This is a genomic window from Aestuariivirga sp., from assembly GCF_044239095.1.
Lineage (GTDB): Bacteria > Pseudomonadota > Alphaproteobacteria > Rhizobiales > Aestuariivirgaceae > Aestuariivirga.
The window spans coordinates 1-15079 of sequence record NZ_JBIICB010000086.1 but is presented as its reverse complement, the minus strand read 5'-3'; the positions used below and the strand labels follow the sequence as shown (position 1 = coordinate 15079).

Below are 15079 nucleotides of genomic sequence, written 5' to 3'. Positions count from 1 at the left end.
CCATCAACCGCTTCATCCGCGAATACAACGCCTCCAGTCCCAAACCCTTCGCATGGAAAGCCAACCCTGGCGATATCATCGCAGCTCGGAACCGTGGGTTCCAAACGTTGGAGTCAATCCACTAGGATGTTTAGTCCCGGCATTTGATGGATCGGATTGAACCTGAAGCGTTCAGGTTCTTTTGTCCACTGTTTGCAGATGAACTCGTACGGCGTGAGCCCCTTGAGGGTCTTGAGCCTGCGGCCGAAGTTGTAGGCGGCAATGAAGTGGTCAAGGTGCTGTCTGAACTGGGCATGATCTTCGTAGTGATAGCGCTTGACCGTAGCTTCCTTGATCGTTCGGTTCATTCGCTCAACTTCGCCATTCGTCCATGGATGTGCCGGCTTCGTCAGCCGATGTTCGATGTCAAGATCGGCACATGCCGCATCGAAGGAATGGCAACGGAGGAGAACCCCTTCTGCCCGCATCGCCTTGATATCCGATACGGACCAACCGTCGCCGGTAGGATCAGTGAAGTGCGTGCCGTTATCCGTCAAAATGGTGTTGATCTTGTACGGAACTGCGTCAGCCAGATTGCGAAGGAAGTCTGCCGCGACCCGGCGTGTCGCCTTGCTGTGAAGCTCAACAAACGCGAACTTCGACGTCCGATCAATGGCAACGAAGAGATAGAGCCTGCCCTCGGCAGTCTGCACTTCGGCGATGTCGATATGGAAGAAGCCGATTGGGTAGACCTTGAACATCTTTTTGGCGACCTTCTCACCGCCGACATCCGGTAGGCGTCCGATGCCATGGCGCTGCAGGCAGCGATGCAAGGATGAGCGCGTCAGGCTCGGAATGGTCGCCTGCAATGCATACAGGCAATCATCAAGGGGTAAGAGAGTATGTCGGCGGAAGGCCACGATGATCGCCTCCTCTTCAACCGTAAGAACTGTCGATTTTGGATCCTTGGGGCCTGTCCGCTCGTCGGCGAGAGAGTTGCGACTGCGCCACTTGGCCACCGTCTTTGGATTGATGCCGTAGCGCTTCGCCAGAGCCCTCAGGCTCTCTTGACTATGCTGTATCGATCGACGGACCGCCTTAGTCGTAGTGGCGCTCCCATGAAGAACCTGGCCCATAGCGCCTCCTTCCAAGCTGGGGAGAAGATTGCACCATCAAACCCTGGGATCAAACATCTACAACGTAGACTGATCTTGGAATGGTCTCGGTCCATCTGACGACGGATAGAGAACTCGCTTGAAACCGCGCTGTCGCGGACTGGCGTGTTGATTAGTTTATGCTTCTGTTCGCTCAATCATGTCGCTCAGGACACGAACGAGGACCCGAGCGCCAGCTGCCAGATCCTCCGGCCGCGAGTACTCTACTGCGTTGTGACAGATACCCCCGATGCTGCGGACCGCGACGACGATCGACGGGCATATCTCCGCTAAGCGAATTGCATCATGGGCTGCGATCGTCGAGAGGTGCTTGCCAATGATGCCCTCCGCAGCCATGGCTTCCTCCACCTTTTGGCATAGCCCAGCATCAAACACGCCAGCCTTCCGGCGCTCGGTGTGAAGCACGTGTCCGGCGACGTCCGCTCGCGTAGCTGACAGTGCCAACGCGCGGAGGAACTCCTCCTCTGCCCAGGTGAGCACGTTCTGGACAGGAGAGCGCAGCTCGATCCAGAGCGTTGCTTCGGAGACGATGCTGTTTGGCGAATTCGGGTGAGTTTCGATCCGCCCCACCGAGGTATAGAGCGTATCTGCCGCTGCACAGCACATCTCCCTGAGATCGGCGATGAGATAGGACGCGCCCAGCAAGGCATCCCGGCGCCGCTCCATGGGCGTTGGGCCGGTATGTGCCTGAAGCCCGGTGAACCTTGCGCGGATCTTCGTTGCACCCCAATAGCGTGTGAAAGGACCAGCTTGAAGGTCCTCCTGCTCAAGCTCGGGCGCGCATTCCACATGCATCTCCACATAGGCCGCAGGACGCGGCGGTACATCACGTCCACGATAGCCAATGGCATCGAGAGCTGCTCCGACCGAGATGCCCTCACCATCGCGCACTGCCATGGCCTCCGCGAGAGCCATGCTGCCGACATAGACGCTGCTGCCGATGAGGCTGGGCTGGAAGCGCGCACCTTCCTCATTGGTCCAGTTGCAGACGGCCAGATTGGCGCGGGGAACGAGAGAGCCGGTGCGAACAGCCTCACGCAGCGCGGCCGCGCCGGCAAGACCGGCGACAACGCCATAGGCGCCATCGAAGCGGCCGCCCTTCGGCTGGCTGTCGAGATGCGAACCAGTCATGATCCACGGCGCATCGGCACCTGCCCAGTCAAGGCAGCCGAACATGTTTCCGATGGGATCGACCAGAGTATGCATGCCCATTTCATCGAACTTGGCGCGCAGCCAGTCCCTTGCTATGCGGTCACCTTCCGTCAGTGCGGGCCGGTCGACGCCACCGTCGGGCGTTCCTGCTGCCGAGGCCTGCTCCTCCATGAGAAGGGCCAGCAGGGCCTCATCAATCGTTGCTGTTGTCAATTGAGAATGCTCCGGCATGTCTCACTGATTCCGGTCAAGTCGGCCGCCTCGACGCTGCCCGCCTCCTCGTTAGCCAGGTGGCAGGCAACTGCTGCGGCGGGTGACACGGCGGTGAGCGCTGGCGCCTTCTCCCGGCAGATTTTCATGGCGAACGGGCAGCGCGAAGCGAAGCTGCAACCGGGTGCGATGTTGATGGGGCTCGGCGGCTCGCCCTCGAGCAGCAGCTTGCCACTGTCATACGGGTTATCCTCGATCGTCGGGATGGCGCTGAGCAGTGCCTTGGTATAGGGGTGACGCGCCGAATAAAAGAGGTTGCGGTTGTCGGCGATCTCCACGATCTCACCCAGATACATCACCGCAATGCGCGTGCAGACACGGCGCACCATGGCGAGGTCATGCGAGATGAAGATGTAGGTGAGGTTCTTCTCGCGCTGCAGACGGGAGAAGAGGGCGAGCAACTTGTTCTGCTCCGCCTGGTCCAGCGCGGACACGGTCTCGTCGAGGATGAGGAGACGCGGCTCGAGAACCAGCGCGCGGGCAACGGAAATGCGCTGGCGGTCGCCGGTGCTCAGCGAATTGGGGAGCGAGTCGTAGATCTGCGGCGGCAGGCCCACGTCCTCCATGGCCTTCTGAACCCTGGCGCGGAGAGCGGAGCCGGAGGCCAGGCCGTGGATGCGCACCCCCTCCTCGATCATGCGGCCCACCGTCATGCGTGGCGGCAGGCTGTTATAGGGGTCCTGCAGGAGCAGCTGGAAATGTTGGCGGGATTCCATCAGCGCACGGCTGCTCGAAGCGTAAAGCGGCTTGCCCTGGAACATGATCTCGCCCTGCTCCGGCGCTTCAAGCGCTGCAAGCAGGCGGGTGAGCGTGGACTTGCCACAGCCGCTTTCGCCGACGATGCCGATGTTGTCCCGCGGCATCACGTCGAAGGTGACGCCGCGCACGGCCTGCACCTCATTGTAGGAATTGAAGTGGCCAGGGCGGCGCACCCGGTAGGTGCGCTTCACGTCACGCACAGACATCACCGGCTCATCGACGGAGCGGGTGCTGGCAATGGGGGAGTCGGTGCTGATCCAGATGCGCGGGATCTGCTCGATCACGCTCTTCACGTAAGAGGTCCCGGGGGCACGCACAATGTCCGTCATGCTGCCCTGCTCCACCAGCTTGCCTTCCTTGAGCACAAGGATGCGGTCCGCCATCTGGTGCAGTGAGGGAAGCGAGGAGCTGAGGAACAGCACGCTGACGCCATGCCGCGCGGCAAGCTGCTTGAGGAGGCGTACAACCTGCAGCGCAATGGTCACGTCCAGCGGCTGGGTGATGTTGTCGGCGATGATGACGGCGGGGTCGGTCGAGAGCGCATCGACGATCATCGCGCGCTGCATCATGCCGCCCGAGTATTTTGTCGGGTATTCGTGGAAACGTTCGGCGGGAGACGGAATGCGCACCTCGGCGAGGAGCTTCAGGATCTTCTGTTCCGCATCCTGCTTCGAGAGCTCGGGCTTGACCGCGCGCAGCTTCTCGACGAGCTGCGGGCCAACGGGGATGGTGGGATCGAGGCTGCTCTGCGGGCGCGAGCCGATGTAGCCGATCTCGCGGCCTGGGTGGAGAAGCGAGGCGCCGTCCGCCGAGAGTATGCTACGGCCCTTGAAGCGAATGTCGCCCCCGCGGAACCGCAGTGTGGAGGGCAACCAGTTGGCAAGCGCCCGAGCAAGGATAGACTTGCCCCCGCCCGTTTCTGCAAAGACGCCCAGCACCTCATGCGAGGCGAGATCGAAGGAGATGCCGTCAAGAATGGCGGGGCGCTGCTCGTCGAAGGGGCCGACGGTGAGGTCTTGAACGCTGAGAATCGGCGTGGACATCAGCTTGCTCCGCCATAGATGCGGTTTCTGGCTTTCTCGAGGGCCGAGCCCATGAGATTGATCGAAACGAGGACGAGGGTGAGGAAGAGGCCGGGCATTGTGCCGATCCACCACGCGTTGATCAGGTACTTGCGCGAATCTGAGATGATGGTCCCAAATGCGGGGGTGGGCGGCTGGATGCCGAGACCGAGGAAGCCCAGGATTGCTTCGAAGATCATCATGCGCGCCACATCGAGGACCGCCACAAAGGCAATGCCCGGCAGGATGTTGGGCGCGATGAACAGCAGCATGATCCGCAGGTCACGCGCGCCGAGCACGCGAAGCCCCCTGACATATTCCTTGCCGCGCTCGGTGATGGCGAGGCCGCGCGCCACGCGGGCATAGAGCGGCCAGCCGGAAAGCGCCAGCACCAGAATGATGGTGGTGACGGTGGGCGTCGAAACGCCGAGGATGGCGATTGCGAGGATGATCATGGGCAGCGACAGCTGCGCATCGGTGATGCGCATGATGATCGTGTCCCACCAGCCACCCTTGTAGCCGGCGACGAGGCCCAGCGTACAGCCTACGATGAACATGAGGATGACGGTGGTGATGCCGATGAACAGCGAATAGCGCAGACCGATGAGGCAGCGCAGCAGCATGTCCCGGCCCAGTTGGTCGGTGCCCAGGGGATGGATGTAGCTCCACTTGTCGCCGAAGAACATCGGCGGCAGGAACTTCTCCTTCACACTGATCTTGGTAGCCGAGAGGCTCGTCATCTCCGGCAGGATGATCGAGGCCGCGAGGATGATGACGAGAATGGCGAGGCCCACCCGAAAGCCGGTGTTGCGCATCGCGTCCGCCAGGATGCGGGCACTGACGGAGCGGCCCTGGGCCAGGGGCGCTGCGGTGGCTGTTACGCTGATGTCTGTCATGGCTAGAGCTCCACACGCGGGTCGATGGCGTAGGTGATGAGATCGACCAGAATGTTGATCAGGACAAAGACGGCGCTCGTCAGGATCGCGATGCCCTGGATGAGCGGAAAATCACGCGAGACGACGGATGATACGGTGAGGTGGCCGAGACCCGGATAGTCGAAGATGTATTCGACGACAAGCACGCCGCCCAGCAGCACCGAAAGCTGCATACCCATAAGATTGACCAACGGAACAGAGGCATTGCGCAGCGCATGGGCGAAGACGATGCGCCAGCGCGACAGGCCTCTGACGCGCGCTTCATCAATGAAGGGCGATTGCATGATCTCGCCCAGCGAGACACTGAGTGTGCGGATGAGGAAGGGGGCCACCTCCACCGCCAGCACGATGGCCGGCAGGAGGACATAGGAGAAGCCCTGATACCCCAGTGCCGGAAGCCAGCCGAGCTTGACCGACAGGAACAAGATAAGGACGATCGCCAGCCAGAAATTGGGTATCGACACGAAGACCGACTGGATCAAGAGTGCAAGGGTTGCGGGCCATCGGTCTGGATAAAGCCCCGCGAAAATGCCAAGGGGAATGGAGATCATCAGCGCGAAGAGCAGCGCCATGCCGGCCAGCATGAGCGTGAGAGGCACGCGCTCGATGATGAGGTCAAGCGCCGGCGCCATGTTGGACTTTGTGGGATCGATATATTCGCCGCCGGCCACCACCATGCCATTTACCGGGCGCACATAGGACTGGCCGAAATCACCGCGCACCACGCCTGCCATGTAGCGGCCGTACTGGACAATAATCGGGTCGCGGAGGCCCATCTTCTGGGCCACCTGCTCGACAACGCTTTCATCTGCCATGCCGCCGACGATCAGGCGCACGGGATCGCCCGGCACCACCCTCAGCAGTGTGAAGATGATGAGCGAGGTGATGAACACGATGACCACGCCCTGCGCCAGGCGTTTGAGGAGATATTCGACGAGGAACATCGGCAGGCGGTCCTTTCAGCGGCGGAACATCCGCCCGGCACTCAGGGCGCCGGGCGGAATTCTTGCGGCGTCAGGTCAGGACAGCGTGGCCTTGCTGCCGTCCAGCATGCCGTTCGGATAGATGTAGAGACCTTCGAGTTCCTTCTTGTAGGCGTGCAGGAACACGGAAGTGAAGAGCGCAAGTGCAGGCGCACGCTCCGCCAGGAGCGGCAGGGTATCCGTCTGCAGGATCTTGCGGCGCTCGTCGACCGAGGCGGCATTACGCTCGCGGTCAAGCGAGGCATCGATGTCCGGATCGACGATGCCGGTGATGCGCTTCGAGGAAGAGTGGAAGTGCGTGCGGATAACCAGATCGGGCTCCGGCGAGCCAGTGCACCATCCGCAGTCAATCATGTGGCCTTCACCACCGCCTTCCTTATCATAGAGCAGGTTGCCCCAGGCAGCAAGCTCCAGCACCTGCAGCTTCACCGGGAAGCCCTGTTCCTGCAGCATGCTGGCGATGACTTCGCCATACTCCTTGGTTTTCGGATAGAAACCCGTGGAGGTGTAGTATGTGAGTTCCGGCAGGCCCTCGCCCTTGGGGAAGCCGGCTTCGGCCAGCAGCTTCTGGCACTGTTCGGGGTCATATTCGGGATAGTTCGGCACGTCGATGTAACCGAACTTAACGGGCGAGATATGGGCCTTGCTGGCGCTTCCCGACATTCCGAGGACTTCGAGCAACACCGAACGATCAATCGCATGGCAGGCAGCGCGGCGCACGCGCCAGTCGGTAAAGGGCGCCTTTGAGCAACGGAAGAACAGATACTTGTTCTCGGTCGACATCACCTTGTTGATGACGAAGTTGGGGTTCTGCGAGATGGTCTCGACCTGCTCCTGCTCCAGGCGTTCAATCAGGTCCGCCTCGCCGTTGAGCAGCGAGAGCGTGCGCGTGGTGGTGTCACCCACGAAGCGGTATTCGATGCCCGGCAGCTTGGGCTTGCCCATGAAGAAACCGTCATAGGCCTCAAGCATGGAAGAATCACCCTTCTGCTCGACGAACTTGAAGGGGCCGGTGCCGTTGGGCTTGGCCGAGAGCTTCGCCTTGTTGGCGACGTCCGACGCCGACAGGATCGGCAGGAAGGACGAGAGGTAGTAGTAGAGCACCGCCGGATAGCCGAATTTCTCCGTCTTGATGCGGCAGGTGTGCTTGTCCACCACCTCGACCTCGACCTGGCCCGGATACCACTGGGCAGGACGGTCCGGCTGACAGCCATATTCATAGGTAGCCTTCACGTCATCGGCGGTGAAGTCCTGGCCATCATGAAATTTAACACCCTCGCGCAGCTTTACTTCGAGCGTATACTGGTCGATCGGCGTCATCGAGGTTGCGAGTTCGAAGATCAACTCTTCCGGATTGTCCGGTTTCATCGGGGCGCGGGTGAGATAGCCGAACATCATGCCTTCGATGATGAGCTGGCCGAGATTGGTGTGGGTCGTCGGGTCCCAATTGCCGGTGAGTGCTTCGGCTGCGAGGAAGCGCATGGGCTTGCCCGTCTGCGCCCGGGCGGAGCTGATGAAGAACTCTGGATCGGTGCGCATCAGTCCGGCGGTACCCATGCCGGCCACCACCATTTTCAGTGCGTCGCGTCTTGATAGCATTGTTGTCTCCTCCTGTGTTTGTCCGGCTGTCTTGAATTGCACCCCTGCTGCCGGCCGGTTGGCGAAAGGGCTCAGAGGCGTGACTTAGAGACTGCGCAACCAGGTCTCCCACCGCGGATCGAACAAAAGAGATCGCGCCCGCATGTACTTCCAGGCACCATACTTCTGGTAGTCGAAGTCCCAGCTGCTGAGCTTGCGGTTGACGATGGCCCATGAGGCCCATTTGATGTCAGCCAGCATACGCGCCACGTTGACGCGCGCAACTGTCGCCTGATTTACATTTCCGTAATACTGCTCGATCAGCTCAAGCGAGCGGCCTTCCGGATAGAACATCTCGCCGATGAACACGCCCAGCTCGTAGGCACGCTCATTGTTGGATGTGAATTCACAGTCGATAAGCTTCATCGGTGCACCCGGCTTCTGCAGAAAGTTGCCGGGCATCGGGTCATTGAAGCAGGGCACGAGGTCGAGGCCCGAGGCGAGCATCGCGCGGCGCGCCTCCTCATAGCGGCGCTCCAGCCAAAGGAAGTCCGAGGGAAGATGAGACCCTAGTTCCCGCGCCTGGGCGAAGTGCTCGTCGATCATGTCGAACACCGTCTTGGTGAGCGGAAGCGACGGGCCAGAGTTGAAGGCCTTGTAGAGGTCAATGACCTCAGACTGGATCTGCTCGTTGCGGAAATCCGCATTGGTGGAGGCACGGTAGCCCTCAAGGAATTCGAAGGCCTCAATGCCCGTCTTCGGGTCGAAGAAGACGACCTCCGGCCCGATTCCCATGCGGAAGGCGCTGGCCGCGGCGGCATGCGCCGCCTCCCTGTCAATGAACTTCTCGGAACCCGCACCCGGCACCTTTACGAAGAAGCGCCGCTTTTCACCCGCGACCGAGACGCGGAAATTGCCGTTCATCAACCCGCCGACGATCGGCGCATAGGTTGCGGTCTTGCCCTGCCATTGCGGCGTGGAGGCGATCGCCGCCTCAAGGGATTTCTCAGCGGCGGTTTCGCCCTGCCCTAGCGTCTTCTCGGTCATCACAGCCGCCCCAGCTTTTCAGAGAAGCGCGGATCGCGGATCGCCATACGGGCCCTGAGGAAGCGCCAGTCGCCGAACTTCAGGAACTCATAGGTTTCGCGCCGCGAAGTACCCGCCAGCAGGGCTCCGATGAGACCCCAGCGCAAATCATCCGCCGCGCCATAGAGCCAGGCGCGGTTGAACAGGGTGCGCTCAAAGCGGCCATGGAAGGCCTCGAAGAGCTCCGCCGCGTCGCTCTCGCTGTCATGCGCCTCGACGAGGAAGGTGCCGGCGTCCAGCATCGGGTCCATGTCGCCCGCCATGTCCCAGTCGAGCAGGCGGACCTCGCCGCTCCTCGAGAACATGAGGTTGGAGACATTGCCATCACCGTGGGCGGGAACGTAGTCAATGCCTGAGGCGCCGATCGCGTCACGTACCTCGCGGATGTTCATGGCGAGCCAGTCGATATCCTCCGGCACGGGTGCCCTGGCGGCGCGGCATTTCTCAAGCAGTGTTTCAACCTCTGCGAATACGTCGGCCTTGCGGCCCAGTGGCTTCGTGCGCTGGAAGGCCTTGCGCTGCTCCAGCGCCTTGAGGCGGCTGCTGCGGTCCAGCACCTTGTCCAGTGTTCCGGCAGCCCAGCCCGCTCCGGCGGAAAGATCCTCCATGACGAGGGTGCGGGCTTCCACATCCGCGGCGATGATCCTGGGGCCTACTCCGGCATCGGCTGCCTGCCGGGCTGCGGCGAAGGCCGTGCTGATATCGCTGAACTGGCCGGTATCGATGTCCATCACCTTGGCGATGCAGGTCGATCCATCGGGCAGGCGCAGCCGCCAGATATCGGCGTCAACACCGCGCCAGCTGGGCGAGGCAAGAACGGGAAGGGCAGGTTCGGCAGCGGCCTCGCGCCACGCGGGTCCGGCGGCCAATCGTGCTGTGTCTTGGGTCTCGGTCGGCATTCACTCCCCCCGGCGCAAGAGCCGGGGAGGCGCTTGCACGTCTAAAGAGTTTTGCTCAGGTGGTGTCTGGCGGATATGTCCTGCAGTCTACTACTGCTTGCCTCACAGCCCACTCGGCGGGGAAGCGCTTACGCCGGGGGCTGCCCGTTTGTTAGGCTAAGCGCGCGCTATACAGGGGAGCATGCGGAACTCATGACCATCGCCGAACTGGCCCGCCTCGACACGCTGCAGCTGCTCAGCCTCTATGGCTCGGGCAAGCTTTCACCAGTGGAGGTGATGCAGACGACGCTGGACCATGCTCTTGCCATCCATGGCCAGATCAATGCGCTGTTCAACATCGTGGCGGACGAGGCCATGGCGGCAGCGCACGCCTCGGAAGAGCGGTGGCGGAAACACACGCCCATGGGCCGCCTCGACGGCGTGCCGGTGACGGTGAAGGACAGTGTGAATGTGGCGGGCTGGCCCTATCTGCATGGCGCCCGGCCCAACCGCGACAGGCCGCTCGCCACCGAGGATGCACCACCCGCCGCCCGGCTGAAGGCAGCCGGCGCCATCATCTTCGCCAAGACGACCATGCCGGATTGCGGGCTGCTCGGGGCCGGGGTGAGCTCCGCCCATGGAATCACCCGCAATCCGTGGAAGCTCTCCGCCAATACCGGAGGCTCCAGCGCGGGCGCAGGCGCCTCGCTCGCCGCGGGGCTGGGATTCAGTTCGGTCGGCTCCGACATCGCGGGGTCGGTACGCCTTCCGGCGGGCCAATGCGGGCTTGCGGCGCTCAAGCCCACGCAGGGGCTGATCCCGCACCTGGCGCCGGACATCATGCGCTCTGCCGGACCCATGGGCCGCAGCGTCACCGACATTGCCACCATGCTGACAGTGCTGGGGGAGCCTGATGCACGCGACTGCTGGTCGCTTCCGCCAAGCTCCGTCACCTATGAAGATCATCTGGACCGGGACGTGAAGGGCCTCTCCATCGGGCTGCTGCTTGACATGGGCTTCGACCCCCGCCCAGCGCCGGAAGTGGTGGAGGTGGTGCGTGCGGCGGGCCGGGTGCTGGAAAGTGCCGGGGCCGCGGTGACCGAGGTGCCGGCACCCTTCCAGCATGATGCCTATCGCGCTATCGACCAGATACTGCAGATCAGGGGCTATGCCGAGATCCAGGCCTTTGCGGAAGACCGGCGGCATGAGGTGACGGAAGCGGTGCGCAACTGGTGCCAGCCGGCCAAGGCCTTCAGCGCGCTGGACTATTCGGCGATGCTGCAGGACATTGCACGCTCCCGCGCCATCCTCGAACGCTGCCTCAGGCCCTATGATTATGTGCTCGCCCCGGTGCTGCCGGTGGTGAGTTTCCCGGCAGAGGCACCGGGCGTCTCCGCCGACGTCCCGCTCCGCCATGCCAACTTCACCGCTATGTTCAACCAGACCGCCCAGCCCGCCTCATCCGTGCACCAGGCGCTGATCGGTGGGCTACCGGTGGGCGTTCAGGTGGTTGGCAAGAGGTTCGATGACATGGGGGTGCTGCAACTTTCGCGCCTGCTTGAGGCGGCGCGCGGTGCCGTCGAATGGCCCACCACGCCCAAGCCCTGAGATGCCCGAATCTTGCGCTTGTATAAACCGTTGACCGTGAACTAACCTCCTCCGTCGATTGGACGAGGTGGAATGCTCAAGGAATTCGACACCGGCACGATCCAGACCTCCCGCCAGCTGCGCGCATGGCGGGAGATGATGTCCGATGTCTATTACAGCCTCGACGTGGCCCGGCCAGAGGCGCATCTGCGCGGCAACCTGCGCGAGGTGCAGATCGGGAATGTCTCGGTGTCACGTTTCGATGCCGACAGCCAGCGGGTGTTCCGTACACGGCAGAAGATCTCCGAGGGGCCGGACGATTCCTATGTCTTCATCATGCCACAGCGTGAGAAGATGTTTTACAGCCAGCTCGGCCGCAATGGCTTTGTGGCAGCGGGGGATTATATCCTCGTCAGCACCTCCGAGTTTTATGAACTCTCCTGCCCCGACAATTTCGTGAACTATACAGTGAAGCTGCCGGGCGCCAGCCTGCGCCAGCGCATCCCCGATCTCGACGATCACCTCTGCTGCCGCTTTCCGATGAACCGCGAAATGGCGCAGATTGCCCTGACGTTGGCAACGAAGTCCGCCGCCACCCTGTCCAAGTCCCCCGCCCCCGGCCATGCCGAGGCGATCGGGCAGCGGGTGGAGGACTTCATCGCCATGGTGATTGAGTGCGAGGACACGACCGCAGTCGGCCAGGAGAAGCGCGCCCGCTTCCTGCTCCGGCAACGCATCTCCCACGGCATCCGCGACCGCCTGACCGACGCGGACCTGGCACCTCGCAGCATAGCTGATCGCAATGGTATATCGCTGAGCTATCTTCACAGAATATTCAACGAACATGGCACGACAGTATCGAGCTATATCCTCGATCAGCGACTTCAACTTGCTTATGAAAAACTCGCGAACCCACTGGGCCCAAGGCTGACTGTTTCCGAGGTGGCTTACTCCGTGGGCTTCAAGAGCGCGTCTCATTTCTGCAAAGCGTTCGCGGCACGCTACAACATGACGCCGAGTGATGTGCGGCAGCGTTAAACAGCGTCACTTATAAATGACCTGATGGGGTCGCGGCCGTCCATGCTGCTGCTCTGCGATGTGCGGCGGCACGCAGTCCTCTGGCAATTCCTCGGTGGTTTCACATTTCGTGGCACGTTTTTGGCCGAAAGCGGGGCTCCGAAGAACTTGATACGCTGCAAGGCAGCTGGAGAAAACGCCCTTCCCGGACCGCACGGTTGATGCAACCCCAAAGGTGACAAAGAGGAATGGTGTCACTCCGCTCCCGCACGGTCATGCAAGTTAACTTGCGACTGGCGCCCGGCTCCGGGTGATCAACGAAGCCGCGGGCAGTTCTTAAAAGCGATCGCCGCAACAGAGAGCTCCAGGTCTTCGTCGAGCGATATCAGCCCGGGGCAGGCACCGGCGAAGAACCTCTGACCCGCGTGGGCGCAACAGCCGTCGTCGTCAACCGAGGAAAATTTGAAGTCGAGGCCGATGGCCTGAGATATGTCCAGAACATAGCAGGAGGCTGTCAGCTGGTCGTGTATTAGCCCTACAGGCTGCGCAAGAGTCGGCAAGACTGTCGCAATCGTCGTTTACCCAGCGATAATCCAAGAATAAGGAAGCCTGGAAGGAAGGAGGGCTCTTCTAACACAGAAGCGTGCGTGCTCCGGAGTTCTCAAGAGCGGTGCGCAATTCGCCCGAAGGTGCCTCGTCACAGACCAGCAGCACCTGGGGCGACCACGGACCGTAGACCGAGAGCGATGGCCGGTCGAACTTGGTGTGATCAGCCAGCACTACCGTTTCGGAAGAGCGCTTCATCATCGCGCCATAGATCAGTCCGGGGCCCACGCCTGCGTCGCTGGGTCCCTCTCCCGTCAGGCCGCTGGCGCCCAGGAAGGCCTTGCCCGCGCGGTAGCGCTGCAGTGCCTCAATCGTGTCAGGGCCGTGGATCAGTCCTTCACGGCTGTCATACTGGCCGGGCAGCATCAGCACCTTGTGGAACGGGTTGCTGGCAAGCGCCACCGCGACCGGGAATGCATGGGTGATGACGGTGAGGTGATCGCGCTCAGCAGCGAGGCGGCGCGCGAAAATCGTCGTCGTAGCGCCGCCACCGATCATCAGGATGTCGTTGGGCTCGACCAGCCTCACCGCCGCCGCGGCGATCCGCTCGCGCTCGGCGACCATCAGCTTCTCGCGTTCGGCAAGCGCCGGCTCGAAGCTGACGGGCCGCGTGGCCCCGCCATAGGTGCGGTTGATCAGGCCGCGCTCGTCGAGTTCCGCAAGGTCGCGGCGCACGGTCTCCGTGGAGACGCCAAGCAGCGCGGCGAGTTCGTTCACCCTCAGCGTCGGCGCGGTGCGGAGTTCGGCGACGATCCTCGCCTGACGGTTGGACTTGGTCAGCTTCACCTCCATGCGCTTCATGCCTTCCATTCTGCCATGGCGGGGCCCGGGCGCAACACTGCCCGGACCGCCACAAAACCACACTAGAGTGGGCAAAGACAGCCCACTTGACAACAATATTATGCTGTGCTTCCATCTAAAAATATTGTAAGTCGGACAATTCCCGCCCGAAGGAGCAGACATGTACGATTATGGCCTCTTCCAGTTCGAGTCGAAGCAGGACCTGTTCGACAAGGCCATCCGCTTCTGGAATCCAGACAAGACCAAGTTCTGGCAGAAAGCCGGCATTGATCTCGTTATCGACCGCCGCGAGGGTTATTTCCTCTACGACATGTCAGGCCGCCGGCTGATCGACCTGCATCTCAATGGCGGGACCTACAATTTCGGCCACCGCCATCCGGAACTGGTGGAGACGCTGAAAGGTGCACTCGACTATTTCGACATGGGCAACCACTGGTTCCCCTCGGTGGCCCGCTCGGCCTTGGCCGAGCAGCTGATCAGCATTTCGCCGGGCATGAAGTACGCCGTCTTCGCGCCGGGCGGGGCGGAGGCGATCGACATCGCAATCAAGTCGGCGCGCTATGCTACCAAGCGGCGCAAGGTCGTGTCGATCATCAAGGGCTACCACGGCCATTCGGGGCTCTCGGTTGCAACGGGCGATGACCGCTTTACCAAGATCTTCCTCTCCGACCAGCCCGATACCTTCATCCAGGTGCCGTTCAACGACATTGCGGCGATGGAGCAGGCGTTGAAGGGCAATGATATCGCCGCCCTCATCATCGAGACGATCCCAGCCACCTACGGCTTCCCCATGCCGAAGGAGGGCTACCTCAACGCCTGCAAGGCGCTGTGCGAGAAATATGGCGCGATGTACATCGCGGATGAAGTGCAGACGGGCCTGATGCGCACCGGCAAGATGTGGGGCTGGCAGGCCTATGGCGTGCAGCCAGACATCATGGTGACGGCCAAGGGCCTCTCCGGCGGGCTTTATCCAATTAGCGCCGCACTGGTGAACGAAAAGGCCGGCGGCTGGCTAAATGAGGATGGCGCCGCCCACATTTCCACATCAGGTGGCGCTGAACTCGGCTGCTGTGTCGCACACAAGTTGATCGAGATGCTGCTCAGGCCAGAACTCATCGCCAATGTACAGACGGTGACGGACTACATGGCGGAAAGCATGCAGGAGATGATCTCCCGCCATGGCGACATCTTCACCGGCGTGCGCCAGAAAGG

12 protein-coding genes and 1 pseudogene are annotated in these 15079 nt (G+C 61.8%); 4 read left to right on the top strand and 9 right to left on the bottom strand.

Translation table 11 applies throughout. The annotated features are described in order from the left end of the window. A pseudogene (locus ACILRA_RS09925) lies at window positions 1-125 on the top strand (IS630 family transposase); the annotation flags it as partial. On the opposite strand, the gene ACILRA_RS09920 reads toward ACILRA_RS09925, so the two are convergent. The 8 genes from ACILRA_RS09920 to ACILRA_RS09885 all read right to left on the bottom strand — a co-directional run bounded on the left by ACILRA_RS09920 (window position 114) and on the right by ACILRA_RS09885 (window position 9877). Then, on the bottom strand, window positions 114-1115 hold the full coding sequence (locus tag ACILRA_RS09920) for an IS481 family transposase (RefSeq protein ID WP_395661944.1): 1002 nt from the start codon (window positions 1113-1115) through the stop codon (window positions 114-116). The pseudogene ACILRA_RS09925 and the gene ACILRA_RS09920 overlap by 12 nt on opposite strands. 156 nt (window positions 1116-1271) lie before the next feature. Continuing rightward, a complete protein-coding gene (locus ACILRA_RS09915; protein ID WP_395661943.1) occupies window positions 1272-2519 on the bottom strand; it encodes a Zn-dependent hydrolase in 1248 nt (415 codons plus the stop codon). Continuing rightward, window positions 2516-4378, bottom strand: coding sequence for an ABC transporter ATP-binding protein (locus ACILRA_RS09910; protein WP_395661942.1), 1863 nt, complete (start codon window positions 4376-4378; stop codon window positions 2516-2518). The genes ACILRA_RS09915 and ACILRA_RS09910 overlap by 4 nt, the downstream gene beginning before the upstream one ends. After that, a complete protein-coding gene (locus ACILRA_RS09905; protein WP_395661941.1) occupies window positions 4378-5292 on the bottom strand; it encodes an ABC transporter permease in 915 nt (304 codons plus the stop codon). The genes ACILRA_RS09910 and ACILRA_RS09905 overlap by 1 nt, the downstream gene beginning before the upstream one ends. 2 nt (window positions 5293-5294) lie before the next feature. Beyond that, entirely contained in the window at window positions 5295-6275 is a 981-nt protein-coding gene (locus ACILRA_RS09900) for an ABC transporter permease (protein ID WP_395661940.1), read from the bottom strand. A gap of 75 nt (window positions 6276-6350) precedes the next feature. Further along, window positions 6351-7913: an ABC transporter substrate-binding protein gene (locus ACILRA_RS09895; protein WP_395661939.1), complete on the bottom strand. Its 1563-nt coding sequence runs from the start codon at window positions 7911-7913 to the stop codon at window positions 6351-6353. An 84-nt stretch (window positions 7914-7997) separates the two neighbouring features. After that, the gene (locus tag ACILRA_RS09890; protein ID WP_395661938.1) at window positions 7998-8939 is read right to left on the bottom strand and encodes a phosphotransferase; all 942 of its coding nucleotides are present in this window, start codon (window positions 8937-8939) and stop codon (window positions 7998-8000) included. After that, the gene (locus ACILRA_RS09885) at window positions 8939-9877 is read right to left on the bottom strand and encodes a phosphotransferase family protein (protein WP_395661937.1); all 939 of its coding nucleotides are present in this window, start codon (window positions 9875-9877) and stop codon (window positions 8939-8941) included. Before ACILRA_RS09885 ends, ACILRA_RS09890 begins: the two co-directional genes overlap by 1 nt. A 192-nt stretch (window positions 9878-10069) precedes the next feature. Between ACILRA_RS09885 and ACILRA_RS09880 the strand changes: the two genes are divergently transcribed. Both ACILRA_RS09880 and ACILRA_RS09875 read left to right on the top strand, forming a co-directional pair. Beyond that, entirely contained in the window at window positions 10070-11464 is a 1395-nt protein-coding gene (locus ACILRA_RS09880) for an amidase (protein WP_395661936.1), read from the top strand. 72 nt (window positions 11465-11536) lie between these two features. Further along, entirely contained in the window at window positions 11537-12481 is a 945-nt protein-coding gene (locus tag ACILRA_RS09875) for a helix-turn-helix domain-containing protein (RefSeq protein WP_395661935.1), read from the top strand. Window positions 12482-13090: 609 nt separating this feature from the next. Here ACILRA_RS09875 and ACILRA_RS09870 read toward each other — a convergent pair. Further along, complete coding sequence (locus tag ACILRA_RS09870) at window positions 13091-13867, bottom strand: DeoR/GlpR family DNA-binding transcription regulator (RefSeq protein WP_395661934.1); 777 nt, start codon at window positions 13865-13867, stop codon at window positions 13091-13093. Window positions 13868-14027: 160 nt separating this feature from the next. On the opposite strand from ACILRA_RS09870, the gene ACILRA_RS09865 reads away from it, so the two are divergent. Continuing rightward, a partial coding sequence (locus ACILRA_RS09865; RefSeq protein ID WP_395661933.1) for an aspartate aminotransferase family protein occupies window positions 14028-15079 on the top strand: 1052 nt, incomplete at its 3' end.

Excerpts from the sequence above, each read along its gene's own strand:
- ACILRA_RS09920 (WP_395661944.1), bottom strand. The coding sequence starts at position 1,115 with ATGGGCCAGGTTCTTCATGGGAGCGCCACTACGACTAAGGCGGTCCGT.
- ACILRA_RS09910 (WP_395661942.1), bottom strand. The coding sequence starts at position 4,378 with ATGTCCACGCCGATTCTCAGCGTTCAAGACCTCACCGTCGGCCCCTTC.
- ACILRA_RS09905 (WP_395661941.1), bottom strand. The coding sequence starts at position 5,292 with ATGACAGACATCAGCGTAACAGCCACCGCAGCGCCCCTGGCCCAGGGC.
- ACILRA_RS09900 (WP_395661940.1), bottom strand. The coding sequence starts at position 6,275 with ATGTTCCTCGTCGAATATCTCCTCAAACGCCTGGCGCAGGGCGTGGTC.
- ACILRA_RS09895 (WP_395661939.1), bottom strand. The coding sequence starts at position 7,913 with ATGCTATCAAGACGCGACGCACTGAAAATGGTGGTGGCCGGCATGGGT.
- ACILRA_RS09890 (WP_395661938.1), bottom strand. The coding sequence starts at position 8,939 with ATGACCGAGAAGACGCTAGGGCAGGGCGAAACCGCCGCTGAGAAATCC.
- ACILRA_RS09885 (WP_395661937.1), bottom strand. The coding sequence starts at position 9,877 with ATGCCGACCGAGACCCAAGACACAGCACGATTGGCCGCCGGACCCGCG.
- ACILRA_RS09880 (WP_395661936.1), top strand. The coding sequence starts at position 10,070 with ATGACCATCGCCGAACTGGCCCGCCTCGACACGCTGCAGCTGCTCAGC.
- ACILRA_RS09875 (WP_395661935.1), top strand. The coding sequence starts at position 11,537 with ATGCTCAAGGAATTCGACACCGGCACGATCCAGACCTCCCGCCAGCTG.
- ACILRA_RS09870 (WP_395661934.1), bottom strand. The coding sequence starts at position 13,867 with ATGAAGCGCATGGAGGTGAAGCTGACCAAGTCCAACCGTCAGGCGAGG.